This window comes from Rossellomorea sp. H136 (genome assembly GCF_056838065.1).
Genome location: NZ_CM166371.1, coordinates 306,637 through 331,846, shown reverse-complemented (window position 1 = coordinate 331,846; position 25,210 = coordinate 306,637). Strand labels below are relative to the sequence as shown.

The 25,210-nt window shown below is 43.3% G+C and carries 20 protein-coding genes; 2 read left to right on the top strand and 18 right to left on the bottom strand.

Going from position 1 to position 25,210, the window contains the following annotated elements; all coding sequences use genetic code 11:
• Positions 1-106: 106 nt before the first annotated feature.
• From aceB to ACYH0O_RS01730, 9 genes are all read right to left on the bottom strand, one after another.
• The gene (aceB, locus tag ACYH0O_RS01770; RefSeq protein ID WP_482630884.1) at positions 107-1,699 is read right to left on the bottom strand and encodes a malate synthase A; all 1,593 of its coding nucleotides are present in this window, start codon (positions 1,697-1,699) and stop codon (positions 107-109) included.
• A 266-nt stretch (positions 1,700-1,965) separates the two neighbouring features.
• Positions 1,966-3,474 carry a sodium/proline symporter PutP gene (gene putP, locus ACYH0O_RS01765; protein ID WP_426891091.1) on the bottom strand — a complete coding sequence of 503 codons (1,509 nt, stop codon included), beginning with the start codon at positions 3,472-3,474 and terminating at the stop codon, positions 1,966-1,968.
• Between the two features lie 963 nt (positions 3,475-4,437).
• A complete protein-coding gene (locus tag ACYH0O_RS01760) occupies positions 4,438-5,589 on the bottom strand; it encodes a CamS family sex pheromone protein (RefSeq protein ID WP_482630883.1) in 1,152 nt (383 codons plus the stop codon).
• A gap of 15 nt (positions 5,590-5,604) precedes the next feature.
• Positions 5,605-7,611, bottom strand: a complete 2,007-nt coding sequence (gene ligA / locus ACYH0O_RS01755; RefSeq protein WP_482630882.1) for an NAD-dependent DNA ligase LigA — start codon at positions 7,609-7,611, stop codon at positions 5,605-5,607.
• Positions 7,612-7,691: 80 nt separating this feature from the next.
• The gene (gene pcrA / locus ACYH0O_RS01750; RefSeq protein ID WP_482630881.1) at positions 7,692-9,917 is read right to left on the bottom strand and encodes a DNA helicase PcrA; all 2,226 of its coding nucleotides are present in this window, start codon (positions 9,915-9,917) and stop codon (positions 7,692-7,694) included.
• Positions 9,918-10,000: 83 nt separating this feature from the next.
• The gene (gene pcrB / locus ACYH0O_RS01745) at positions 10,001-10,687 is read right to left on the bottom strand and encodes a heptaprenylglyceryl phosphate synthase (protein WP_482630880.1); all 687 of its coding nucleotides are present in this window, start codon (positions 10,685-10,687) and stop codon (positions 10,001-10,003) included.
• Between the two features lie 167 nt (positions 10,688-10,854).
• Positions 10,855-11,154 (bottom strand): YerC/YecD family TrpR-related protein, encoded by a 300-nt coding sequence (locus tag ACYH0O_RS01740; RefSeq protein WP_113968493.1) that lies wholly within the window; start codon positions 11,152-11,154, stop codon positions 10,855-10,857.
• Between the two features lie 20 nt (positions 11,155-11,174).
• Positions 11,175-12,215 carry a DUF3048 domain-containing protein gene (locus ACYH0O_RS01735; protein ID WP_482630879.1) on the bottom strand — a complete coding sequence of 347 codons (1,041 nt, stop codon included), beginning with the start codon at positions 12,213-12,215 and terminating at the stop codon, positions 11,175-11,177.
• 52 nt (positions 12,216-12,267) lie between these two features.
• Positions 12,268-14,007 carry an adenine deaminase C-terminal domain-containing protein gene (locus ACYH0O_RS01730; protein ID WP_482630878.1) on the bottom strand — a complete coding sequence of 580 codons (1,740 nt, stop codon included), beginning with the start codon at positions 14,005-14,007 and terminating at the stop codon, positions 12,268-12,270.
• Positions 14,008-14,132: 125 nt separating this feature from the next.
• Here ACYH0O_RS01730 and ACYH0O_RS01725 point away from each other — a divergent pair, with 125 nt between their 5' ends.
• Both ACYH0O_RS01725 and ACYH0O_RS01720 read left to right on the top strand, forming a co-directional pair.
• Positions 14,133-14,582 (top strand): YgaP family membrane protein, encoded by a 450-nt coding sequence (locus tag ACYH0O_RS01725; RefSeq protein ID WP_482630877.1) that lies wholly within the window; start codon positions 14,133-14,135, stop codon positions 14,580-14,582.
• A gap of 171 nt (positions 14,583-14,753) precedes the next feature.
• Positions 14,754-14,867: an EYxxD motif small membrane protein gene (locus ACYH0O_RS01720; protein ID WP_324746437.1), complete on the top strand. Its 114-nt coding sequence runs from the start codon at positions 14,754-14,756 to the stop codon at positions 14,865-14,867.
• Here the strand turns inward: ACYH0O_RS01720 and purD are convergent.
• The 9 genes from purD to purC form a co-directional block, all read right to left on the bottom strand.
• On the bottom strand, positions 14,845-16,119 hold the full coding sequence (gene purD / locus ACYH0O_RS01715; protein ID WP_482630876.1) for a phosphoribosylamine--glycine ligase: 1,275 nt from the start codon (positions 16,117-16,119) through the stop codon (positions 14,845-14,847). The two genes, ACYH0O_RS01720 and purD, sit on opposite strands and share 23 nt — an antisense overlap.
• A gap of 245 nt (positions 16,120-16,364) precedes the next feature.
• Positions 16,365-17,900, bottom strand: coding sequence for a bifunctional phosphoribosylaminoimidazolecarboxamide formyltransferase/IMP cyclohydrolase (gene purH, locus ACYH0O_RS01710; protein WP_482630875.1), 1,536 nt, complete (start codon positions 17,898-17,900; stop codon positions 16,365-16,367).
• Positions 17,901-18,259: 359 nt separating this feature from the next.
• A complete protein-coding gene (gene purN, locus ACYH0O_RS01705; RefSeq protein WP_149154561.1) occupies positions 18,260-18,835 on the bottom strand; it encodes a phosphoribosylglycinamide formyltransferase in 576 nt (191 codons plus the stop codon).
• A 36-nt stretch (positions 18,836-18,871) separates the two neighbouring features.
• Positions 18,872-19,900: a phosphoribosylformylglycinamidine cyclo-ligase gene (gene purM / locus ACYH0O_RS01700; RefSeq protein ID WP_482632474.1), complete on the bottom strand. Its 1,029-nt coding sequence runs from the start codon at positions 19,898-19,900 to the stop codon at positions 18,872-18,874.
• An 11-nt stretch (positions 19,901-19,911) separates the two neighbouring features.
• Positions 19,912-21,333 (bottom strand): amidophosphoribosyltransferase, encoded by a 1,422-nt coding sequence (gene purF / locus ACYH0O_RS01695; RefSeq protein ID WP_149154563.1) that lies wholly within the window; start codon positions 21,331-21,333, stop codon positions 19,912-19,914.
• Entirely contained in the window at positions 21,309-23,543 is a 2,235-nt protein-coding gene (purL, locus tag ACYH0O_RS01690; RefSeq protein ID WP_482630874.1) for a phosphoribosylformylglycinamidine synthase subunit PurL, read from the bottom strand. The genes purF and purL overlap by 25 nt, the downstream gene beginning before the upstream one ends.
• On the bottom strand, positions 23,527-24,213 hold the full coding sequence (purQ, locus tag ACYH0O_RS01685; protein WP_482630873.1) for a phosphoribosylformylglycinamidine synthase subunit PurQ: 687 nt from the start codon (positions 24,211-24,213) through the stop codon (positions 23,527-23,529). The genes purL and purQ overlap by 17 nt, the downstream gene beginning before the upstream one ends.
• Positions 24,210-24,464 carry a phosphoribosylformylglycinamidine synthase subunit PurS gene (gene purS / locus ACYH0O_RS01680; protein WP_482630872.1) on the bottom strand — a complete coding sequence of 85 codons (255 nt, stop codon included), beginning with the start codon at positions 24,462-24,464 and terminating at the stop codon, positions 24,210-24,212. The genes purQ and purS overlap by 4 nt, the downstream gene beginning before the upstream one ends.
• A complete protein-coding gene (gene purC / locus ACYH0O_RS01675) occupies positions 24,452-25,177 on the bottom strand; it encodes a phosphoribosylaminoimidazolesuccinocarboxamide synthase (RefSeq protein ID WP_482630871.1) in 726 nt (241 codons plus the stop codon). Before purC ends, purS begins: the two co-directional genes overlap by 13 nt.
• Positions 25,178-25,210 lie beyond the last annotated feature (33 nt).

The following is a 25,210-nucleotide window of genomic DNA, read 5'->3' as shown; positions in this document are numbered from 1 at the left end:
ATGAGGTCCGTCCCTCTACTCGATGCAGCGGTAATTCATTAAAGTATTCAGGCTTGTGTATTCAACCTTTTTTTGCTTTGTTGATGCTTTTTGCAGGTCCGTCCCTCTAGAGGATTCTGTAGCCCGGGATGGTGAGGAAGTCTGTGAATTGTTCGTTCTGGATGAGTTGGTCGAATAGTTGGACGGCTTCTGAGAACCGGCGATTTTTGTACTGTTCTTCTCCCAATTGGCTTTTGAGTTTAGTCAGTTCTTCTTGCTTCAGTTGTTCATAGAGATCGATGGTGATGTTTCGGCCATCGTCAAGAACTCCTTTAGGATGACGGATCCATTGCCATAGCTGAGCCCGGGAAATTTCAGCCGTTGCCACGTCTTCCATTAAGTTGTGGATCGGTGCTGCTCCTTGGCCGCTCAGCCAGGAAGATATATATTGAATTCCGACGTTAATATTTAGGCGGAGACCTTCTTCTGTTATCCTCCCATGAGGTACTTCAAGAAGCTCCTGCTCTGACACTTCAAGATCATCTAATGTTTTCTCTGCAATTTGATTATCATTTTTCATTTCCTGATTGAAAACGTCCATGGCAACGCGTACAAGCCCGGGATGAGCTACCCAGGTGCCATCATGACCATCCCGAGCTTCTCTTTCTTTATCTGCTCTCACCTTGTTATATGCTTCTTCGTTTTTAACAGGATCGTTTTTAACAGGGATCTGTGCCGCCATCCCTCCGATTGCAGGAGCCCCTCTTCTGTGACAGGTCTTAATCGTGAGCAAAGAGTAAGATCTCATAAATGGTGCTGTCATCGTCACCGTTGAACGGTCTGGCAGGATCACATCTTTTTGCTCCCGAAGTTTTTTAATATAGCTGAAAATATAGTCCCATCTTCCACAGTTCAACCCTGCTGAATGCTCCTTTAGTTCATAGAGGATTTCATCCATTTCAAATGCGGCAGTGATGGTTTCAATCAGGACCGTTGCTTTGATTGTTCCTTGAGGAATCCCGATATATTCCTGGGCAAATATAAACACATCGTTCCAGAAGCGTGCTTCCTCGTGACTTTCTAATTTAGGTAAGTAAAAATAAGGGCCTTTGTTCATTGAGGTCAAATGAGTCGCATTATGAAAAAAGAATAATCCAAAGTCGACAAGGCTTGCTGATATTGATTTCCCATCCAGTTCGATATGTTTCTCTTCCAGATGTAATCCTCTGGGCCGAACAATTAAAACGGCATGTTCTTTGTTTAATTCATAACGCTTCCCATTTGGATTCGTGAAGTCTATTGTTTGATGTACTGCATCTCTGAGGTTAATCTGTCCTTCTATGAGGTTCGTCCATGTAGGTGAAGTGGCATCTTCAAAACATGCCATAAAACATTTTGCACCAGAGTTCAATGCGTTGATGACCATTTTCCGGTCAACCGGTCCCGTGATCTCTACCCTTCTATCCTGTAAGGCTTGAGGAATAGAACTCACTTTCCATTCACTTTGTCGAATCGACTCTGTTTCAGGTAAGAAGCGAGGAAGCTCTCCTCCATTGATCCGTTCCTGCTGTTTCTCTCTGTTGTGTAACAGCTCTTTCCGTTTTTCTCCGAATCGGCGCTCCAGTTGTTCTAAAAACTGCAATGCTTTCTGGGATAAAATTTCATCAAAGCCTGGTTGAAGTTTCCCATTTACCTTGATACCAACCATTTTTGTAGACATTGAACACCATCACTCCTTAGTATTAAACAAATCTATATTGTTATAATACAGAATATTTATCATGTTTGTATTATATAACAGAGTATTTTAATTTGGAACAACTTTCTGTTAATTTTCTTTCGACAAATTTCGCAACACTCTCAAGGAGGACATGTATCACAAATTTCCCTCTAATAATAAAAGAAAGATTAAGCACGACAAAAAAAGAGGTCCGTCCCTCAGCCACTTTTAAGTGACGAGGGACGGACCTCTTATCGATATTGTAATTATTTTACGATGTCTTTGGCAACAGCTTCATCGAATTCAGCTTGGATTTCAGCACTTGGTTGTGGTCCAACCTTACTGAAGATTACGATTGCCAGCATAGCAAGGAAGAATCCTGGAACAATTTCATACAGTTCGAATGGAATAACTCCAGCTGCAGTCAGCTGTTTCCAAACGACGACTGTTACAGCACCAGTGATCATACCAGCTAAAGCACCGTTTCGTGTCATACCTTTCCAATATAGAGACAATAGGATGATTGGTCCGAATGCTGCACCGAATCCACCCCAAGCGTAACTTACCAGATCTAGAATCTTCGTACCGCCGCCATTGGCAGGATTACCTTGAATGGCAAGCATGATCGCGATGAATGCGATTAGAAGCACTCCGATACGACCTACCCATACAAGTTCGTTGTCAGAAGCATTCTTACGGATGATCGCTTTATAGAAATCCTCCGCTAATGCACTGGAAGAAACGAGTAATTGGGAATCAATTGTACTCATGATAGCAGATAGAATCGCCGCTAACAGAATACCGGATACCCATGGGTTAAATAAGACATCTGTAAAGAAGATAAATACTTTCTCAGAATTATCAACATCACCTGTGATCAACGGCATATCAGCGAAATAGGCGATACCGGAGAAACCGACCAGTACAGCACCAATCATTGATATTGTCATCCAGCTCATACCAATCCAGCGTGCCTTTGGTACATCTTTGGTGGATTTAAGTGCCATAAAACGGGTGATGATATGCGGCTGACCGAAGTAACCAAGTCCCCAGGCAAGGAGTGAGACAACTCCCATAACCGTCATCGTATTCATTGTGTCCAGATTCGCCGGGTCTACAGAACGAACAGCATCAACTGTAGCATTCCATCCACCCAACTCTGCGATCGCAACGATTGGTGTAATGACTAACGCAAGGAACATTAGAATACCTTGTACGAAGTCAGTCCAACTTACTGCTAAGAATCCTCCAAGGAATGTGTAAGAAATGATTACTGCAGCACCAATCCAAAGTGATTGATTGTAAGACATTCCGAACGTTTCCTGGAATAATAGCGCTCCGCCTACAAGACCTGAAGATGTGTAGAAGGTAAAGAATACCAAGATGATCACTGCTGAAATGACACGAAGGAGACGGGAACCATCTCTAAAACGATTTTCAAAGAAGTCCGGAACCGTTATAGAATCGTTTGCTACCTCCGTGTAAGCGCGTAGTCTTGAAGCGACGAATCTCCAGTTTAAATAAGCACCAATTATTAACCCAATACTTAACCAGATCGAACCTAAGCCAATTGCATAAGCAAGGCCGGGCAGTCCCAGTAACAACCAGGAACTCATATCTGAAGCACCAGCACTTAATGCTGCTACCCCCGGTCCTAAACTACGTCCTCCAAGAACGTAATCCGATAAATTGCTTGTTAATTTGTAAGAAATAATACCGATTGCGAGCATTCCAACTAAATATACGATAAAGGTGACTAAAGTAGCTATATCCATTGTGTAGTTAGCATTCTCCTTCCAATAAATTTTGTATTGCTTTTCGTTAGGTGCTTAATCTAACTTTAGAACCGTGCCAAAAGACCTTTCGATTTGCAAGTCCAACAGTTCTTTACCCCATGCATACGGGTTGTAAACTTATTCACTCAATAATGTTTGAAAAAGTTTATTCTGCGAAGCGACGTTCCGTAACAAGTTCACAACGTTATTAATACTAACATACATTCACACTCTTAAGAGACTGAATTTTCCGAATTCTTTTACTCATATGAATAAATATTCATAAAAAGTGCATATATTATAAAAAAAACGCTTTTTTAGCAATATCTATTCATAAAAATTTATAAAATTAAGTTTCTTTTTGTTCACAAATCTGTTGCTATTACAGTTTTTCACTAACGTTAGCACCTTTATTTTGCAACTAATGATACGTTCATATACATGAAGAGAGCGGTGGGGAATAGAAAATTTCCTGAATGGCTTCTTGAAACCAGTTAATTGTCGCGGATGCAGATTATGCATTTCTCTGTAATAACTAAACAAAAAGCCTGAGATCCCCCAAGCTTTTTACCAATTACATTTTGTTCTCTAATTTCTTCACTCTCTTTTCTAATTTTTTGTTTTGTTCAAGAAGGATCATAACGATTGAGAAGGCCCCTCCAGCTATAATAAGTGCGATGATTTCCATCATTCTTTCCCCCCTTCCCTTATTTTTTATCTACATATGGATTACGTATATCCGTCACGTCCGGTTTCATTTTTTGAAAATATCTTGAATTACATGATGATGGGAGGTCAAATTTATTAACCTTTAAAAAATTTTATCAACCTAATTTTCATTTTATAAACCGAACATTCAGGATATCGCCCGTTCACAGGATTCGACTAATTTCCGGGACACCTCTACAGTCCTATTCCTCAATAAAAAAAGAACTAACCTATAAGATTAGTCCTTCTCCTCTTCTATTCATAAATGTGCAAATACGTTTCTTTACTGCCAGGCTTCTTCACGATCAGAGCTTCTGGTCCATAGGACGATGACACGAGGAGTTCCACGTCCCAGGTGTCCGGCGTCTGCTTGCTGATCATGCCGGAAAGATGCTGGGCAAATCCGATGGTTTCAGCTTTTCCTTGGAAGGACAGGGCTACCTCGAATTTCATATTGGACAGTTTCTGGTTTTGGTAAAGTGCTTGTCCCGTCAGACCCGTGTAAACAGGAAAGTATTTTTCGATATCCGTTTTCAGTTCGTTAAATACTTTGTAATCGTTTGGATGATTTTCCTGGGCTTCCGGAGAAGGGAATAAGTAAAATTCTTCATTAATTCCTTCCCAGTTTTGGATATTGCTTTCGTTTGCTTCAACGGTTGTGTAGGCGAAGAAATGACCAGGGACGACCTGTTCTTTTGGAGCTTGTTTATAAAGTGAGATCGTGATCGGAACGTTTTGAAGTTCTTTTTTCTGACGAAGACGATTGAGGACTTCGTCGGCAATTCTCGCTCCTTGTTCCTTTAAGACTTCATTGCTAATGTTTTTTACTGTTCTTGTTCCAGATGAGAGATTGGTTTCGTACTGAACAGAATTCAACGATAGCGCGATTGCTACTCCACCCAGATGAACCTTGTTATCTTCTTTTTTCATTAAGTAATTATGTTCAATCACATGGGCTAAGTAAATGGGTGCGTTCTCATCTTGTGTCTGGACAGGGTTAAGCCCCACATTCTCAGATTCTTGAAGTCCTTTTTCTTTCAGCTGTTCACTTGTATATTTTCTTTGAAGCCAGCTATCAACTGTTTTCTTTGTGAGGAATTGGCCCTCTTTGAAAAAATATTCATCCGTTGAGAAACGATTTTGGGCTACCCTCAGCAAGCCCGTTTCGATTTCATTGATATCGTATCTTGATCCTAAATCATTGACGACGACTCCACGGGTTTTACTCGTTTCATACGGAAGCATCGTCTTATAGTATTCCTTGGATATCTGGAAGCTTGGAATGATCGCTTTTTTTGCTTCGCTATCTTGATTTTCCTGAACGACCTGATCCTGCTTTTCAAATGTCGGAGCACAGCCCCCTAGTAACAATAGTGCGGAGAGAGCGACCGAAATCCCTTTTTTCATTACTTGTTACACCTCTTATCGGTTAAGTTCTTCCATCAGCTTGTCCTCATCCCATACTTCGATGTTCAACTCATTGGCTTTGGTAAGCTTTGATCCTGCTTCTTCCCCGGCGATGACAAGATCGGTTTTCTTACTGACACTGCCTGTAACTTTTCCACCGAGCATTTCTATTTTTTCTTTTGCCTCATTTCTGCTTAATCGTTCAATTTTTCCGGTTAATACAATGGTTTTCCCTGCAAAATAAGAGTCGACTTCACTTGCAGCTACCGGCTTCGGTCCTTTGTACTCAAGATTTACACCTGCATCCTTCAGTTCCTGGATCAGTTCTTTTACTTCATCATTTTCAAAATAGGCCACAATGGCATCAGCCATTTTATCGCCGATTTCGTTTACATTGGTTAGCTCTTCTTTGCCCAAGTTCATTAACTTATCCATCGATCCGAACTCTTGAGCCAATGTTTTCGCTGCTTTTGCTCCAACATGACGGATTCCAAGTCCAAAGAGCAATTTTTCCAGGGAATTGTTTTTTGATGCTTGAATGGCATCCAATAGGTTATCTGCGGATTTTTCACCCATGCGCTCCAGTTGAAGTAGCTGCTCACGCTCTAATCGGTATAAGTCTGCCACATCTTCTATCAACTTCTCCCTGAATAACTGGCTAATCACTTTTTCCCCCAGACCATCGATGTTCATGGCATTTCGGGACACAAAGTGAATCAGACCTTCCCGAATCTGTGCAGGGCATTTAGGGTTGATACAGCGAAGGGCGACTTCCCCTTCAAGTCTGACCAGGTCACTTTCGCATTCAGGACAATGAGTGGGCATATGAAATTCCTGTTCGTCACCCGTCCTCTTGTCTTCTAATACGTTGACCACTTCAGGGATGATATCACCGGCTTTTTTAATGACGACATGATCGCCGATTTTAATATCTTTTTCTCTAATAAGATCTTCATTATGAAGGGACGCGCGTTGAACGGTTGTACCAGCGACACGTACAGGCGCAAGTATCGCCGTAGGTGTCACAACGCCGGTACGGCCAACACTCAGTTCAATCTCTCTTAATATAGTTACCACTTCTTCAGCAGGGAACTTGAATGCAATCGCCCAGCGTGGACTTTTTGCTGTCGTTCCGAGTTGTTTCTGCTGCTCCAGTGAATTGACTTTAATCACGATCCCGTCAATGTCATATGACAGATTCGGACGTTTATCGGTCCATTTGCCGACAAAATCAATGACTTCTTCAATTGTCGCACATTGCTTCCGTTCAGGATTCGTTTTAAATCCGAGACTTTCTAATTTATCTAACCCTTCACTGTGAGAGTCGACCCCTGTATCTCCAATATCCGCTAATGCATATAAGAAGAGATCAAGATTTCGTGATGCTGCGATTTTAGGATCGAGCTGACGGAGGGAACCTGCCGCTGCATTGCGGGGGTTGGCAAAAGGCTCTTCCCCTTTTTCCTCTTTGATTTTATTTAACGCTTCGAAGGAACCTTTAGGCATAAAGGCTTCTCCACGAACTTCAAAGGAAATCTTTTCAGAAATCTTCAAAGGAATGGAACGGATGGTCTTAAGGTTCGATGTAATATCTTCTCCTATCGATCCGTCCCCCCTTGTGGCCCCTTGAGCAAAGACACCGTCTTCATAGCGAAGAGAAACAGCCAACCCATCAATTTTCAGCTCACATACATAGGAAAAGTCATCTCCAACGGCTTGACGGACACGACGATCAAAGTCTCTCAAATCCTCTTCATTGAAGGCATTCCCCAAGCTGAGCATCGGTGTCCGATGTTCCACTTTTTCAAAGGCGTCCAATATCGCTCCTCCTACACGCTGAGAAGGTGAATCGGCTGTTTTCAAATCAGGAAATTGATCTTCCAGTTCGATGAGTTCTCTCAACAGCTGATCATACTCAGAATCAGGAACAGATGGTTTATCAAGAACATGATATTCATAGTTATACTGATTTAACAATTCATGTAGTTCGTTTATTCGTTTTCCGGCTGATTGTCGATCCATTTCCACAACCCTTTCTTGCTAAAGTGTTCAGAATGATTGAGTTTAAGCCGGGAGTGAACTTCCCTCCCGACTTTAGATTGTTACGCTTTTTCTATAGGAGCGAATTTGGCAAGAAGACGCTTGATTCCCATCGGACTCGGGAACGCAATGTCGAGCTCTACGCTGTCTCCGGATCCTTTCACACTAACAACCGTCCCTGTACCCCATTTCTTATGCTGGGCTTTGTCTCCTACTTGCCATGCAACAGACTCACCACCGGTTGTCGTTTGAACCGGTCGTGAAACAGGCTTACGCGGGGCAGGACGCGTTGGTGCTTTCGCCGCTGATTTCCCGAAAGGTGTGAAGGCACTCTTCTTCTCTGCCATCACGTCATCCAACAGTTCAGCTGGAATTTCATTAATGAATCGGGACACAGGGTTCATTTTCGTCTGCCCGAAGAGTGTTCTCATTTGAGCATTTGTTAAATAGAGCTGTTCTTCTGCACGGGTGATCCCCACATAAGCCAGACGGCGTTCTTCTTCCATCTCATCTTCTTCCATGAGGGAACGACTGTGTGGGAAAACCCCTTCCTCCATCCCCATCAGAAATACGATAGGGAACTCAAGACCTTTTGCAGCATGAAGGGTCATCAGAATGACCGAGTCTTTTGGCTGATCATCATCATCAAGCTTATCGATATCCGCCACTAGTGCCAGATCCGTTAAAAATGCAACAAGACTCTTGTCATCGTTTGTTTGCTCGAAGCTTTTCGTTACAGACAGGAACTCGTCCAAGTTCTCCAAGCGACTTTGAGACTCAATCGATTTTTCTGCTTTTAACATATCGATGTAACCGGATTTCTCCAGTATTTCTTCTACGAGCTCGGTTACGGACAAATATTCCTGCATGGCCGTATAGCCTTTCACCATTTCTTTGAATTCAATGACGGCTTTCGTGATTTTCGGACTTAGGCCGATAAAATCTGCTTCTTCTAACGCTCTGAACATGGAGATATCGTGATCCTGTGCATAACGGGCAATTTTATCTATAGAGGTTGCTCCTACGCCCCGCTTCGGAACGTTAATGACACGTATAAGGCTGATGTCATCATCCGGGTTGGAGATGAGTCTCAGGTAAGCCAAAATGTCCTTGATCTCTTTACGGTCATAGAACTTGATGCCACCGACGATGGAGTATTCAATATTCGATTTTAAAAGCACTTCCTCCATCACACGGGACTGGGCGTTTGTTCGATAAAGGATGGCGAAATCGGAATATTTCCTCTTACCGCTTTCCGTCATCTCTTTGATTTTACCAGTCACAAATTGAGCTTCGGTCTGCTCGGTATCCGCTCTGAAATACGAAATCTTTTCACCGTCATGATTTTCGGTCCAAAGATTTTTCGGTTTACGATTCGAGTTCTTCTGGATTACTTCATTCGCCGCTTGCAGGATCCTCTTCGTTGAACGATAGTTTTGTTCAAGGAAAATAACGGTTGCTCTTGGATAATCCTTTTCAAAGGAAAGGATATTGGCAATGTCCGCCCCGCGCCAGCGATATATCGATTGATCGGAATCCCCGACTACACACAAGTTCTGAAAGCGGGAAGCCAACAATTTTACAAGCATATATTGAGCTCTGTTCGTATCCTGATACTCATCCACATGGATGTATTGGAACTTTCTTTGATAGAATTCCAGGACTTCTGGTACACGCTGAAACAGTTGAATCGTCGTCATGATGAGATCATCAAAATCCAACGCTTGATTCTTACGTAAACGCTTCTGATATTCTGTGTACACATCAGAGACAACTTGATCGTAATATCCCCCTACCTGTTTCGATAATTCTTCGGGAGTCGTCAGTTCATTCTTCGCAGAGCTGATGGATCCCAAAAGCGAACGGGGATCAAACTTTTTCGGATCAATATTTTTTTCTTTTAAAATCGCTTTAATCACCGACTGCTGATCGGTAGAATCAAGGATCGTAAAATTCCGGTTCATCCCTATGCGATCAATATCACGTCGCAGGATTCGCACACACATGCTGTGGAAGGTTGAGATCCAGATGTTCTCAGAAGCCCCTCCAAGTATGTTATGAATACGATCCTTCATCTCTCTCGCTGCTTTATTTGTAAAGGTAATCGCTAAAATGTTATAAGGATTGACTCCTTTTTCCACCATCAGATACGCAATTCGATGCGTCAATACTCTTGTCTTACCGGAGCCTGCCCCTGCCATGATCAGTAACGGCCCTTCAGTCGCCTTCACAGCTTCTGCCTGCTCAGGATTCATTCCATTCAACAATCGATCAGTCAAAAATTGCATACTCTCACACCACCATAACGAACGTACGTTCTATATTTGTATTCCATTATATCCTACTTAGGGACGGACCTCCAGTTTAATCCTTATCCCTTCACTGCTTTTACTGTTTTTAACGCTTCTTTCAAATTGTCATATACAGCATTTCCTACTACGACAACATCTGACACTGCAGCCATTTCCTTCGCCTGCTGGACGGTTTTAATGCCGCCACCGTAGAATAATGTTGTGTTTTCCAGTGAATCTCTTACCTCTTTCACTGTTTCAACATTCCCATATGTACCACTGTACTCCAGGTAAAAGATTGGCAGGTTGAACATTCTTTCTGCCATCATGGCATATGCTGCCGCGTCTTCACTTGAAATATCTGTATCGGCCTCCGTAACCTGTGCCGCCTTACAGTTTTTGTTTAATATACAATATCCTTCTACAAGGATTTCATCCCAATTCATGATTTCCCCATATTCCTTTACAGCCTGGTGATGCAATCCTGTCACCCAATTCATGTTCGAGCTGTTCATCACCATCGGAATGAAATATAAATCGAAGCCCGGAGTAATCGACTCTAAATTAGATACCTCCAGAATACAAGGAACAGTATATCGTCTCACCCGTGCCATCAAATCAAGAACCTTTTCAAGGGTTACACCGTCCGTTCCCCCTACAATAATGGCATCAGTCCCTGATTCACATACAGCTTCTAAATCTCCATCATCGATTGTCTTATTCGGATCTAGTTTAAATACATGGCTCCACTTTTGGACATCATACATGCTTTGTTCCTCCATTCATACATCCATCTTACGTATTATATCATTTGTAAGAAGGAGCCGCATCACCTCGTCTATTGTTAAAGTTTGTATGAGTCGAGGGGGCAAGCCAATGAAATCCCCACACAAAAAACAAAGACCGCTCATCATGACGATAGCGGTCCCTTCTATTATTTTTCTTCCTGATGCACACGATCCAACACTAATTCGTAGGCATCATTTCCGTAGTTTAAGCAACGCTTCACACGTGAAATGGTTGCGGTGCTTGCACCAGTTTCTGTTTCAATCTTATGATATGTTTTCCCATCCTGCAGCATACGTGCTACTTCAAGGCGCTGAGCAAGAGATTGAATTTCATTGATTGTGCAAAGGTCATCGAAGAAACGATAACACTCTTCAAGATCTTGTAGAGATAGAACGGCGTTGAATAACTGATCTAGCTCCTTGCCTCTTAGTTTATTTATTTGCATAAAAAGACTCCTTTTTCCATCTATTCTTGATATGATACCGCCCCCGCCAAGCCTTCAGAACTTGGAATGATATTGATCCACGTAGATCCTTTTCGTAAACTGACAGGTTCATTATTTTCAAAAGGTAGAATTCTACCATCTACGTTCCTCCACTGAACTTCCCGGAGTTTTCCTTCTTGAATCAGGTACGCATTCCCGCCGGATTCAAAATCAATGTTTCGTCTGCCAGCATCGTCGACTATTTTATGAGATGCTTCCACTATAAAAAGATTTTCTACTAAAACAGGATCTTTGGAATCGTAATCGATGGTCTGTTCACCATTTGAGTAACGCTCGTATTTGCCCTCTTCTTCGTTGAAATCATACACTACGTTAAACAGCGGATTATTGTTATATGAAATCATGACAGATTGGGATGCTTCTCCGCTTACCGGCCCTTTATCACTAAAGTTTAATGCTTCCGGCGGACGTTCCATATCAAAGTCATTCTGCTCCGCTCCCTCTTGGATATGCTCGAAGGAGATATAGGAATTATGAGGAGCCTTACGGAAGCTTGCACGCTTGAACAGCGTTCCATCATATTTCATGCCGTTTAAATTGTCAATGAAACCGCTGGTCAGCATTTCCTGTGCATCGGGACTGTATCCATGAGCAACATATAGACTATCATATCCTTTGGCAAGTTCCACATAGTAATCTCTGGCACTTCGTACAGGACCGATTTCTTCAGGCTTTTGGCTTTGATATATGGCCAGGAATCGAGTGACATCCCCTTCTGCCAGGACTTCATACACAATGTCTGCTTTTGAAAGGCCTGATTGGGGACGCGCCTTCGGGTGATTATTCACCATGACAGCAACTGCTCGCGTCGTGAATTCTTTCTCTTGTACCTCACCTGTTAACGGTGATTGATTTTTCTCTTCCGTTTCTACGCCTGTCTCCTCTGTCACAACTGGAGTTGCAGTTTCTTCTTTATCAGATTCTTTCTTTATCTCTTTATCTGAACTACATGCGACAAGTGTAAACGAGCTTAAAGCAATAATCAAAGCTCTTTTCAGCATGTTTTTAGACACCCCTATTTTTTAGAAATTCTTTTCCCTACACTTTACTATTTTAACGCATTATCGTTGGAAAGAGTACCGTTTTCTTCATTACATCATAGATTCCCTTTTGTGTCATCCGTATATAAGGTAGATGGGTAGACTGAAGGAATAGTAGTGTATAAATGGGATCCGAGAAGCGATATCCTCTTTCTTTTAATAACCCTTTAAGCATTTTTTCTTCCTCGATAAGGTCCGGCATCTCTTTATGAGAGAGCAGGCCGCTTAATGGAAGTGGTATTTCGTGAAGGACTTCACCCTTCTCTGTCAAAACAATTCCGCCTCCGATTTCCTTCATTCGTTTAAAGGCAGCAATCATATCTGACTTGTTTTTACCAATTAAAATGATGTCCCCTGTATTTGAATAGGAGGAAGCAAAGCCCATGACACCCGTTGAGAATCCTTTGATCATTGTGCTGATTCTCCATTCTCCCTTTCGATCCAGAAGCATGAGGAACGATTGATCATGATCAAGATCCAACTCTTCCGTAGATGGATTGATGGATATGGAATAAGGCTTGGTAATGACATCGTTCACCATTTCAATTCCAAAAGGCATGGAAAACTGGAGGTCATCATATCCCACTTCCCAATTCAGGGATAATGGTTTAAATCCGTTTGTTTCCCAGTTTATTTCTGTGGAATCTTCTATTTGTTCGCCATCTCTGCGTACCCACTCCCCTTTTGAGAGAACGGAAATCGGAGTTGGGTCATCAATTGCCGAAAGGAAGTTAATATTAGCCACTCTTCCAGTAGCGATCATCCCATGCAAATGAGGGATGTGATAGTAATTGGCGACGTTGTAACTAGCCATATTATATGCTTCGATTGGGGGTATGCCCTTATTGATCGCCATTTTAATCATGAAATCCAATACACCCTGTTCATAAAAGCCTGGTGTCGATCCATCCGTTGTAAACAGTAAGGAATCATATGAATCGATGCCTTTTTCTTTTAACCCGTCTAAAAGGACCGGCAAATCCGGTCGGATGGAGGAGTGGCGCAATGTGACGGTCAGCCCTTGAATAAGCCTCTTATAGACGTCTTCACCCGTCATGGCTTCATGATCACCATCAATTCCCAATAAACGCAGCTTGGCAATGGTTTTGTCAGATGCTCCGGGCAGATGTCCTTCAACGATCTTGCCCATTCTTTTTGCTTCCTGCATCCAGTGGAGAATCAGATCATCTCCCTGGAGCAGTCTCGGCCAGGCGGTCAGTTCTCCTCCTTGAAGCACGGAATCATGTTCCAGCCATGATTTCACTTCTCCATTTGAAAAGGTTACCTCTTCATTCGCCATCTCCGTTTGAGAATCGAATCTTGTCCACCAATACATAGTGACGGGCATTTTATTAAACTCTCCCAATAAAGAAAACGCTTTCTTTTTTTCCAATTGCAAAAACATCATCAGGTTATCATTTACGAATGTCGTTGTACCAGTTTGGGATGCATACTTGGAAAAAGATTGGGGATTATAAAGCTGAAACGGATGTACATGCGGTTCGATATATCCGGGAACGAGGTACTGTGAATCACAGTCCACTATTTCGCATTTCTCAAGGTTTTCCGGAAGCTGATCGCCTGTATAAACAATTCGATCACGGTAAACCCAAATGTGTCCCTGCACCCATTTCTTTAGAGTCGAGTGAAGGTACGTTGCATTCTTTAAAAGAATGCTCGGAGATATTTCTCCGTTCAGTACTTGTACATGTTCTCGTAGTTGTTTGTTCTTCCATCTGTAGCGCTGTTCCAATGTGAACACTCCTCTAGTGGAATGGTATTAGTTTAAGTTTCATTTTATGTTAACATATTTTACTATTTAACGCATTAACGGTTTACAACAATTATGTGAATTTTCTATTAAGGAGGAGTTTACAAATGAAAGTATCATCAAACATCGGGATTATCAATGCCCTTATCCGCATCACCGTTGGTTTCACGATTCTTGCCTGGAGCACATCAAAGCTTGCGAGACGTCCTTGGAGAGACTCTTATCTCGTGATGTCTGTGATTGGTGCCATGAAAGTAGGGGAAGGGATTCTTCGCTACTGCCCTGTTACAGCCCTATTTGAAAAAGGCGCAGAGGGAAATGGTGGAAGCGGTGGATTCGGCGGATTCAAAGCGAAGGATATGATGAACTTTAAAGACATGCTGAAATCCGACAAATCAACAGAGCACAAAGATAACCACCCAACAAACGCACCCAAACAAGACCCCCTGGACAATACCAAAAAAGAATCCAACTTCAATCCCGAAGAACTCACCAACAAAGAAGTCCAGGTAGCGTTAAATGGTGACAACAAGGAAGGGACGGACCCTCTTTCTTAGGAATATTAAAAATATAAGGGTGCAGAAATCCCCTTCCGCTTCCCTATTTTAAGGCATTTTCACCTGATTTATATTCTGCTAATAGCAAGAGTGCCGAGGTCCGTCCCTCAAAAAAAGGGTGAGACCTGGCACTCATGATTAATATATTAATGAATAAGGAGTTGCTCAATTATGTTTTGGGAATATTTAACGGATATGTCTTATGTGTTGTTTTCCCTGATTGGCGGCATTATTGCCATTGCTTTTGTTTATGTTCGCAGAACTAGGAAGAGACGTGTTCGATAGCTTTCTTCCCGATATCTCTTCTGTAGAACAACCCATTCCAATCCACCTTATCTAATTCTTTATACACTTTAGCCTGCGCTTTTTCCACAGAAGCTGCAGAGGAAGCTACAAGTAACACTCTCCCACCATTTGAAACAAGGGCTGATTCAGGATTCTGCTCGGTTCCAGCATGGTATACAAGGGTTTCTTCATCCATTGACTCATCAAGGTTCGGAAGGGCTATTCCTTTTGCATAATCGCCCGGATAGCCATCAGCCGCTAATACAACACCCAGAACAGCATCTTGTGACCATTCTAATTGCACAGGCTTGCCTTCGATCATATTCTTCACAACAAGACCAAAGTCAGAAGTCAAACGCGGCAGTACGACCTGGGTTTCCGGATCGCCAAATCGCGCATTGAATTCGATGACCTTTGGACCTTCATTTGTGAGCATCAGACCTGCGTAAAGAATGCCGGTAAACGAGCGATTTTCCTTTACCATCGCTTGAGCCGTCGGATACAGAACAGTTGAAATCGCTTCTTGTACGACATCGTCCGAAATATGTGGAACCGGGGAATAGGCACCCATTCCGCCAGTATTCGGTCCTTGATCACCATCAAAGGCACGCTTATGATCCTGTGCAATCACCATTGGATAAACGGATTCACCATGTACAAAGGCCATCAAAGAAAACTCTTCCCCAAACAGACACTCTTCCACTACTACTTTAGAAGAAGCATCACCAAACTTTTCATCAAGAAGCATTTCTTCCAATGCGCTGATCGCTTCTGTTTCCGTTTCAGCAACCACCACACCCTTGCCGGCTGCCAATCCATCCGCCTTCACGACAATCGGAGCGCCTACCTCTTTTACATATTCGATTGCTTTCTCAACCCTAGTGAACACTTCATATTTGGCCGTTGGAATATTATACTTTTTCATTAATTCTTTAGAGAACGATTTGCTTCCTTCTATGATGGCCGCTTCTTTGGTCGGTCCAAATATGTGCAGGTCCTCTTTCTGGAAGCGATTTACGATCCCATCCAATAATGGGTTTTCAGGACCTACAAAGGTATAAGCGATGTGCTCTTTTTTGGCAAAAGCAATGAGATCATTCACATCGGATTCACTGTAAGGAAGATTCGTCGCAACACTTGCAATACCTGCATTTCCGGGTGCACAGAACACCTCTGTTACACTTTCACTTTCCGCTAACTTCTTACATATCGCATGCTCGCGACCACCGCGACCGATAACAAGTACTTTCATCTTGAAAAGCCCCCTTTTTAAGAAAACCTCTCCTACCTGAGTTGAAGATGAGGAGAGGTTATATTTGGAATGGATCTATGGTTAGGTGAGGTTAGAGATTGGTAATGGAGATGAGCTTAGCTGAGGTCCGTCCCTCAACCCACAATCTGACTAATCACTCAGTTCCCAACATATCGTTCCCCCACATGGTTTATACGGTAGTTTAACAAAAACTTCTTTCTATGATTGGAGGTCCGTCCCTCACATTAATGTTTGAAGTGGCGGATTCCGGTGAAGACCATGGTGATGCCGTGTTGTTCGGCTTTTTTGATGGAGTCTTCGTCCCGGATGGAGCCTCCTGGCTGGATGATGGCTGTAACGCCTGCTTTGGCTGCTGCCTCTACGGTGTCATCCATTGGGAAGAATGCATCGGAAGCCATCGCTGCCCCTTTTGCTTTTTCCCCGGCCTGCTCGAGGGCTATGTTTGCAGCACCTACTCGGTTCATTTGTCCTGCCCCTACTCCAACCGTCATATGAGCATCCGTTACAACGATGGCATTGGATTTCACATGCTTCACAACTTTCCAACCCAGTTTCATACTTGCCCACTCTTCTTCTGTCGGCTCACGTTTGGTTACCACTCTCAGATCTGCATCATCGAGGGTAAATGTATCATCTGCCTGAACAAGCAATCCACCTTCAACGGTTGTTAATTTACGTTCAATTTTGTTTGTTGATTCAAATGGAACAGTCAATAAACGGATATTCTTCTTGCTTGTAAGAATCTCAAATGCTTCATCGCTAAAAGCAGGAGCGATGACGATCTCCAAGAAGATTTCATGAAGCTGCTTGGCTGTCTCTTCATCCACAATACGGTTCAGAGCCACGATTCCACCAAAAATAGATGTAGAATCGGCTTCATAGGCTTTAGAAAAAGCTTCATTAATCGTAGTACCTACTCCAACACCACATGGATTCATATGCTTGACTGCTACAGCAGCTGGTTCAGTAAACTCTTTCACAATTTGAAGAGCCGCATTTGCGTCATTGATATTATTATAAGAGAGCTCTTTTCCGTGAAGCTGTCTTGCCATGGCTACAGAGAATTCAGACCCGAGTGGTGCACGGTAGAAAGAAGCTTGTTGATGAGGGTTTTCCCCATAGCGCAGTGTTTGTTTTAACTCGTACGTTCTTGTAAAACGCTCTGGGTTTTCTTCACCCGAAATGTCTGTCATGTACTCAGCGATAAATGCATCATAGGCTGCCGTATGACGGAACACCTTAGCCGCCAGCTTACGGCGTTTTTCTAACGATAATTCCCCTTGGAGCTTTAACTCCGCAATGACTTCATCGTAGTCAAGCGCATCGACTACCACAGTAACATACTGATGATTTTTCGCTGCTGCCCTCAGCATCGTCGGACCGCCGATATCGATATTCTCAATCGCTTCTTCTACGCCGACATTCGGTTTAGCGATGGTTTGTTGAAAAGGATAAAGGTTGACACATACCAGGTCGATTCCTTCAATTCCTTGTTCCTGAAGCTGCTGGCGATGGCTTTCTTCATCACGTTTCGCGAGGAGTCCACCGTGGATATTGGGGTGAAGTGTTTTAACGCGTCCCTCTAATATTTCCGGGAAACCTGTTACTTCTTCTACTCCCATCACTTCAACGTCACTTTCCAGAAGAAGCTTCTTTGTTCCACCTGTCGAAATGATTTCGTACCCAAGTGACTTTAATTCTTTAGCAAATTCGATTACTCCGCTTTTATCTGAAACACTGATTAATGCTCTCTTTTTCAATGTCTGATCCTCCTCTGCCTGCTGTAATGCTGATTTTATTTCATTATTTGGTTGAATTTGAAATGGATTTACGTTTTTTCATAAAATTTATGGGTGGAAAGGCAGGAGTGTGGTTTATGAAACGTGTATCTGGGCTGTTTTGTTTACTCATTGCACCCGTTTAGGTGAATGTTGTGCCACTTTCCGCTTTTGTTGTGCCACTTTCGGCTTTTGTTGTGCCAAATTGTGAATACCGAACCCAGCTTTTACCGTATGCCCAAGCTTCACTGCTCCACCCATTACTTAAAATTCGAATCCAAACCCAAGGTCCGTCCCTCATTACTTTACCACACTACCACAATAAAGTGGTCTTCCGTTGCCTAGTGGCCTGTGGTAAGAAAGAGGTGGTTGAGGGTGGTTGGATACAGGTGGTGTTCGACGTGCTGGATTTTGTCCTGGAGTGATTGTTTGGTTTCGCCTGTTGTGACCCGGACGATTTCCTGTGCGATGATCTCTCCTGTATCCATCCCGGCATCTACATAGTGAATGGTGACACCGGTGATCTTCACTCCACCCTCTATGGCTTGACCGATAGCATCTTTTCCTGGAAAGGAAGGAAGAAGGGAAGGATGAATATTCACGATCCGTCCTCCGAAGCTTTCCAATAAAGTGGGTCCGATCAACCTCATATATCCTGCTAATACAATAAAATCAACACCCAAATGAGCCAGTTCATTTAGGATTTCCTGTTCAAATGCCTGCTTGTTTTCGTAATCTTTTGCACGGAAGACGAAAGTCGGAATCCCTGCTGATTGAGCACGGTGAATCACGAACGCTCCCGGCTGGTCACAGACAAGAAGTTTAATATTCGCTTTCAGTGTTCCACCTTGAACAGCATCTACCAATGCTTGAAAATTACTTCCGCTTCCTGATGCAAAAATGGCAATTTGTCTCATGACTCGCCCCCGATATTGACTTACTCATCCTTCATTTCAACGAACGAAACGTACTCCATTTCCAGTGGTCACACGTCCGATGATAAAGGCTTCTTCTCCTTGTCCGTTGAAGAATTGAAGAATGTCTTCTGCTTCCTTTTCCTCAACCGCTAATACAAATCCAATTCCCATGTTAAAAATGTTGTACATTTCGCTGCGGGGAATTCCCCCATAGTGTTCAAGGGCCGTGAAAATGCTTGGGATATCCCAGCTGCCTTCCGTAATGTCCGCTTGCAAATGATCCGGCAGCATCCGCGGGATATTTTCAATGAAGCCACCGCCTGTAATATGGGACATACCCTTGATGGAGAATTTTTTCAGTGCCGCTAATACTGGTTTCACGTAGATCTTGGTTGGTGTAAGTAACGCTTCTTTTAGTGTGGTCCCGACTTCCGGTAATGATTCTTCCAAAGAGAACGACTGATCTTCGAAGAATACTTTTCGTACTAAAGAGTACCCATTACTGTGTATACCACTGGAACCCAGTCCGACTAACACATTTCCTTCAGAAATTTTTTCGCCTGTGATGATCTCTTTTTTTTCACAAGCTCCTACTGCAAAGCCGGCGATATCATATTCTTCATCAGAATACATACCAGGCATCTCGGCGGTTTCCCCACCGATCAGCGCACAGCCAGCCATTTCACATCCGTCCGCAATACCCTTTACAATACCTTCTATCTTCTCTGGAAGTGCTTTTCCAGTCGCTATATAATCTAAGAAATACAGTGGTTCCGCTCCCTGAACAACAATGTCATTCACACACATGGCAACACAATCGATCCCGATTGTATCGTGTTTGTCTGCCATGAAGGCAAGCTTCAGCTTCGTTCCGACTCCATCTGTACCTGATACAAGAACAGGCTCTTTTAAATTCAAAGAAGATAAATCAAACATTCCGCCAAAACTGCCTAATTGACCAAGAACCCCTTCTCGAGCGGTTCTTTTCACATGCTTTTTAATGCGGTCGACTGACTCGTATCCCGCTTCAATATCTACTCCTGCTTGACGATACGCATTTGCCATCATGATTCCCCCTATTTCACTAACTCTTTTTCATGTGGATGAAGTGTATCCGGGTAGATTTCCGTTGGATACTTTCCTGTAAAGCAAGCCAAGCATTGACCTCGATTTTCTGACGAATCATTTCGGTCGATTGCTTTTAACACACCGTCTGTACTCAAGAAGGTCAGGGAGTCGGCTCCGATGATCTGACGCATTTCCTCCACTGAATTGGAAGAAGCGATCAGCTCTTCATGAGTCGATGTATCAATGCCGTAGAAACATGGGTTCTTGATGGGCGGCGAACTGATGCACACATGAACTTCCTTGGCTCCTGCTTCTTTCAACATGCTGACAATTCGTCTACTTGTTGTTCCACGAACGATCGAATCGTCTACCATTACCACGCGCTTTCCTTCTACCACTCCTCTGACCGGTGAAAGCTTCATCTTCACCCCTTGCTCACGCAGAGATTGAGAAGGCTGTATAAATGTGCGCCCTACATAACGGTTCTTAATAAGACCCAATTCGTATGGAATTCCTGACGCTTCTGCATAGCCGATCGCACTTGAAATACTGGAGTCAGGTACACCCGTTACAACATCCGCTTCAATCGGTGCTTCTTTTGCGAGTTCAATTCCCATTCTTTTTCTGGCGGAATGGACGTTGATCCCTTGAATATTGCTGTCTGGTCTTGAGAAGTATACGTATTCCATCGTACACATCGCATTCCCACCTGAAAAACTAAACCGTTCTGAGGTCAATCCCTCATCATTGATGATCACAAGCTCTCCCGGCTCGATATCCCGTACAAATTCAGCCCCTACGATATCAAAGGCACAAGTTTCAGAAGCTACGCAGTAAGCATCCCCAAGCTTACCAAGTGATAATGGACGAAGACCGTGCGGATCCAGAGCCACCATCATTTCTGTTTCCGTCATCACCACAAATGCATAGGCGCCCTTCAACATGGTCAGCGCATTTTTCACGCGGTCCTTCAAGTTGAAATAGCCGCTTCTTTTAATCAAGTGAGCTAACACTTCTGTATCTGAACTTGTTTGAAAAATACTCCCCTGTCCTTCAAGCTGATGCTTCAAGGCGTTCGCATTGACCAGATTTCCATTATGAGCAAGAGCAAGGCTGCCGTTCTGTGAGTTGAAAAGGAGAGGCTGAACATTTTCATAGCCTCCACCCCCGGCTGTAGCATATCGTACATGACCGATGGCTGAATCCCCTTCAAGTTTCTCGATGGTGCCTTCCTGGAATACTTCCGTTACGAGACCTTCCCCTTTTAAGCAACGTAACTTCTCACCATCTGAAACGACAATTCCAGTGCCTTCTTGTCCTCTATGTTGTAAACTATGAAGTCCGTAATACGTAATTTGTGCGGCATTGGGGTGTCCCCAAATACCAAACACTCCACATTCTTCGTTTAAACCTTTGATTTCAGCAGGCATGGGATGGCTCCTTTCCAAGCTGACTCTAATTCCTCTACAGATGCTTGTAAGATGACGTCTCCATTTTCTGATGACACGTTGATTGCTCCATGATCTGCTACGTTTCCAATTGCCTTCGCATCTGGAACAAGTTTCTCAAACTCCTCTTTGTTTTCAGGTTTGACTGAAATGATGAAACGTGATTGTGTTTCACTGAACAGATCTGCTACTTTGTTTTCTCCAGAAACCTGAACGTTTGCACCTAGGCCTTTTGTTCCGAAAGTAGATTCCGCAAGAGCAACAGCGAAACCACCTTCAGCGATATCATGTGCAGATGCCACAAGCCCTTTTTGGATCGCTTCTAACAACTGCATTTGACGGCGAAGCTCTGTTTTCAAGTCAATTTTCGGTGCCTGACCGAAGATCTTTCCTTCAGTCAGCTTTTGAAGCTCACTTCCGCCAAACTCTTCATGGGTTTCACCAACCACAAAGATATAATCTCCAGCTTCCTTGAAGCTTTGAGTTGTAATATGATCAACGTCCTCGATCAACCCAACCATTCCTACGACCGGTGTTGGATAAACGGCAGTACCCATCGATTCGTTATAAAGAGAAACATTCCCACCGATGACTGGAGTGGACAGCTCACGACAAGCTTCACTCATTCCGTCAACAGACTTCTCGATCTGCCAGAAGATTTCCGGTTTCTCTGGACTCCCGAAGTTTAAGCAGTCCGTAATCGCCAGTGGAATCGCTCCTGAACAAACGATATTACGTGCCGCTTCCGCTACAGCGATCTTTCCTCCGACCTCTGGATCCAGGTAAAGGTAACGGGAATTACAATCAGTTGTCATGGCAAGGGCTTTTCTAGTGCCACGTACCCGTACAACCGCTGCATCAGAACCCGGGCTCACAACCGTACTCGTTCTTACTTGATGATCATATTGATCGTATACCCATTCTTTACTCGCAATCGTCGGCTGCTGCAAGAGCGCCTTAAGAGTTTCTTTACAATCGTCTACTTTTGGAGCCCCTGTTTCCATTGCTTGAAACTCTTTATAGTAAGCCGCCTCTTGAGATGGCTTATGATAAACAGGTGCTTCCTCAGCAAGTGCATCAACCGGCACATCTGCCACGACTTCTCCTTTATGAAGAAGACGAAGACGCTTATCATCTGTTACTTTTCCGATCGAAACTGCCTCTAAGTCATATTTCGAAAAAAGATCAACGATTTCTTGCTCGCGGCCTTTTTCAACGACGATCAGCATACGCTCCTGGGATTCTGAAAGCATCATTTCATATGCCGTCATGCCCCTTTCACGCTGCGGGACAAGGTCAAGATTCATTTCGATACCGGATCCTGCTTTACTTGCCATTTCAGCGGATGAACTTGTAAGACCAGCTGCTCCCATATCCTGAATTCCCACAAGAGCATCATTCTGAACAAGTTCCAAACACGCTTCAAGAAGTAATTTTTCCATGAATGGATCTCCCACTTGAACCGCTGGACGCTTCTCTTCTGATCCTTCATTTAATTCCTCGGAAGCGAAGGTGGCTCCGTGAATTCCGTCACGACCTGTTTTCGCTCCAACATACATAACTGTATTGCCGACACCATGTGCCTGACCTTTTTTAATATCTTTATGATCGATCAAGCCGACACACATAGCGTTTACAAGAGGGTTTCCTTCGTAAGAGGCATCGAATTGAACTTCCCCTCCGACCGTTGGGATCCCGATACAGTTTCCATACCCGGCAATACCTGCTACGACTTCTTTAAATAGATACTGAACACGAGGAGAATCCAGCTCTCCAAAGCGTAAAGAGTTGAGGAGTGCGATAGGTCTTGCCCCCATCGAGAATACGTCTCGTATAATACCCCCGACACCCGTTGCCGCTCCTTGGAAAGGCTCAATGGCTGACGGATGATTGTGACTCTCGATTTTGAACACCACTGCTTGATCATCGCCAATATCAACAATTCCAGCTCCTTCTCCAGGTCCTTGAAGAACCCGTTCACCTGTCGTTGGAAACTTCATCAGTACAGGCTTCGAATTTTTATAGCTGCAATGCTCTGACCACATAACAGAGAAAAGACCGGTCTCTGTGTAGTTCGGTGTTCTTCCCAGGATGTTTTCCACCATTGAAAATTCTTCGTCTGTTAAACCCATCTCACGATAAAGCTGCTCTTCTTTCACTTTTGTTGAAGTTGGTTCAAGCATTAACGACATGTTTTTCCCTCCAGTGTTTCACAATCGATTGAAATAGTTTCTTCCCGTCTTCACTACCTAATAAAGTGTCCATGGCGCGCTCAGGGTGAGGCATCATCCCAAGCACATTTCCGGCTTTATTTGTGATCCCCGCAATATTTTCAACGCTTCCGTTCGGATTTTCATCCGTATATGTGAATACAATTTGATTATTTTCCTTAAGTGTAATCATGGTCTCTTCATCACAGAAGTAATTACCTTCACCGTGAGCGATCGGAATTTGGATCACATCATTTTTTTCATATCCATTCGTAAACATCGTTTCATTATTTTCAACGGTTAACGGTACCGTTTTACAAATGAACTTCAAGCTATCATTCCGGCGCATGGCCCCAGGTAACAACCCTGTTTCCAGTAAAACCTGAAATCCGTTGCATACACCCAGAACCGGCTTACCTTGCTCTGCCGCTTTCACGACCTCTTTCATGACGTTCGAGAAACGGGCAATCGCTCCTGAACGAAGGTAATCCCCGTATGAGAATCCCCCTGGTAATAGAATCGCATCATAGTTTTCCAGATTGTCAGCATCGTGCCAAACATATTCAACTTCTTCACCGATTTCGTCTTTGATCGCATGGTACATATCAATGTCACAGTTAGAGCCTGGGAATACAATTACTGCAAACTTCATTGAGCGACACTCTCCTCGATTTCATATCGGTAATCCTCGATAACAGGGTTGGCAAGTAGTCGATGACACATTTCTTCAACTGTCGCTTCGATGTTTTCAACACTTGATGGAAGAGTCAACTCCATATACTTCCCGACGCGCACATCTTCAACATGTATAAATTCCATTGAATGCAGCGCTTGTTTCACAACACTTCCTTGAGGATCTAATACACTTTCTCTTAATGTGATATAAACTTTTACTTTGTACATAGCTTGTTTCCTCCTAAGCGTTCTAAAATGATTGAGTATACTTCCGTTAAACTGCCTATATCTCTTCTGAAAACATCTTTATCAAGCTTTTGGTTTGTTTCTGCGTCCCACAAACGGCATGTGTCTGGTGAGATTTCATCCCCTAATATAATTGCTCCGTCACGGTCTTTCCCAAACTCTAATTTGAAATCTACAAGGGTGACTCCTGCTTCTTTGAAAATCCCTTGAAGAACCTCATTGACACCAAGCGCCATTGTTCTGATCTCAGCCCGTTCTTCCCGAGAAGCAATCTCAAGGTAATCAATATGATCATCCGTAATAAGCGGATCCCCCAGATCATCATCCTTATAGTAGAATTCGATGATCGGCTTTTGAAGTGGCGTCCCTTCTTCTTTTCCAAGCCGTTTTGACAGACTTCCCGCAATCACATTGCGAACCACGACTTCAAGTGGGATGATTCGTACACGTTTGACTAGCTGCTCATCATCCGATAACTGTTTAATAAAGTGACTCTGTATACCTTTTTCAGCAAGCTTTGAAAATAGCAAGCTAGAAATCTTATTATTTAATACCCCTTTGCCATCGATATCCGCTTTCTTCTCCCCGTTAAAAGCAGTAGCAGAATTCTTATACTGAATCCAAACGACTTCCTCATCTTGTGTGGCGAAAATCTGCTTCGCTTTGCCTTCATATAAAAGCGTTCCTTTTTCCATATGAAATCCCCCTAATCGCTGAATATTGCCAAT

Excerpts from the sequence above, each read along its gene's own strand:
- purF (WP_149154563.1), bottom strand. The coding sequence starts at position 21,333 with ATGCCTGCTGAAATCAAAGGTTTAAACGAAGAATGTGGAGTGTTTGGT.
- ACYH0O_RS01740 (WP_113968493.1), bottom strand. The coding sequence starts at position 11,154 with ATGCAAATAAATAAACTAAGAGGCAAGGAGCTAGATCAGTTATTCAAC.
- purN (WP_149154561.1), bottom strand. The coding sequence starts at position 18,835 with ATGAGACAAATTGCCATTTTTGCATCAGGAAGCGGAAGTAATTTTCAA.
- purD (WP_482630876.1), bottom strand. The coding sequence starts at position 16,119 with ATGAAAGTACTTGTTATCGGTCGCGGTGGTCGCGAGCATGCGATATGT.
- purL (WP_482630874.1), bottom strand. The coding sequence starts at position 23,543 with ATGTCGTTAATGCTTGAACCAACTTCAACAAAAGTGAAAGAAGAGCAG.
- aceB (WP_482630884.1), bottom strand. The coding sequence starts at position 1,699 with ATGTCTACAAAAATGGTTGGTATCAAGGTAAATGGGAAACTTCAACCA.
- purM (WP_482632474.1), bottom strand. The coding sequence starts at position 19,900 with ATGGCAAATGCGTATCGTCAAGCAGGAGTAGATATTGAAGCGGGATAC.
- ACYH0O_RS01760 (WP_482630883.1), bottom strand. The coding sequence starts at position 5,589 with ATGAAAAAAGGGATTTCGGTCGCTCTCTCCGCACTATTGTTACTAGGG.
- purS (WP_482630872.1), bottom strand. The coding sequence starts at position 24,464 with ATGTACAAAGTAAAAGTTTATATCACATTAAGAGAAAGTGTATTAGAT.
- ACYH0O_RS01725 (WP_482630877.1), top strand. The coding sequence starts at position 14,133 with ATGAAAGTATCATCAAACATCGGGATTATCAATGCCCTTATCCGCATC.
- ligA (WP_482630882.1), bottom strand. The coding sequence starts at position 7,611 with ATGGATCGACAATCAGCCGGAAAACGAATAAACGAACTACATGAATTG.
- pcrB (WP_482630880.1), bottom strand. The coding sequence starts at position 10,687 with ATGTATGATGTCCAAAAGTGGAGCCATGTATTTAAACTAGATCCGAAT.
- putP (WP_426891091.1), bottom strand. The coding sequence starts at position 3,474 with ATGGATATAGCTACTTTAGTCACCTTTATCGTATATTTAGTTGGAATG.
- ACYH0O_RS01735 (WP_482630879.1), bottom strand. The coding sequence starts at position 12,215 with ATGCTGAAAAGAGCTTTGATTATTGCTTTAAGCTCGTTTACACTTGTC.
- ACYH0O_RS01720 (WP_324746437.1), top strand. The coding sequence starts at position 14,754 with ATGTTTTGGGAATATTTAACGGATATGTCTTATGTGTTGTTTTCCCTG.
- purQ (WP_482630873.1), bottom strand. The coding sequence starts at position 24,213 with ATGAAGTTTGCAGTAATTGTATTCCCAGGCTCTAACTGTGACATTGAT.
- pcrA (WP_482630881.1), bottom strand. The coding sequence starts at position 9,917 with ATGCAATTTTTGACTGATCGATTGTTGAATGGAATGAATCCTGAGCAG.
- purC (WP_482630871.1), bottom strand. The coding sequence starts at position 25,177 with ATGGAAAAAGGAACGCTTTTATATGAAGGCAAAGCGAAGCAGATTTTC.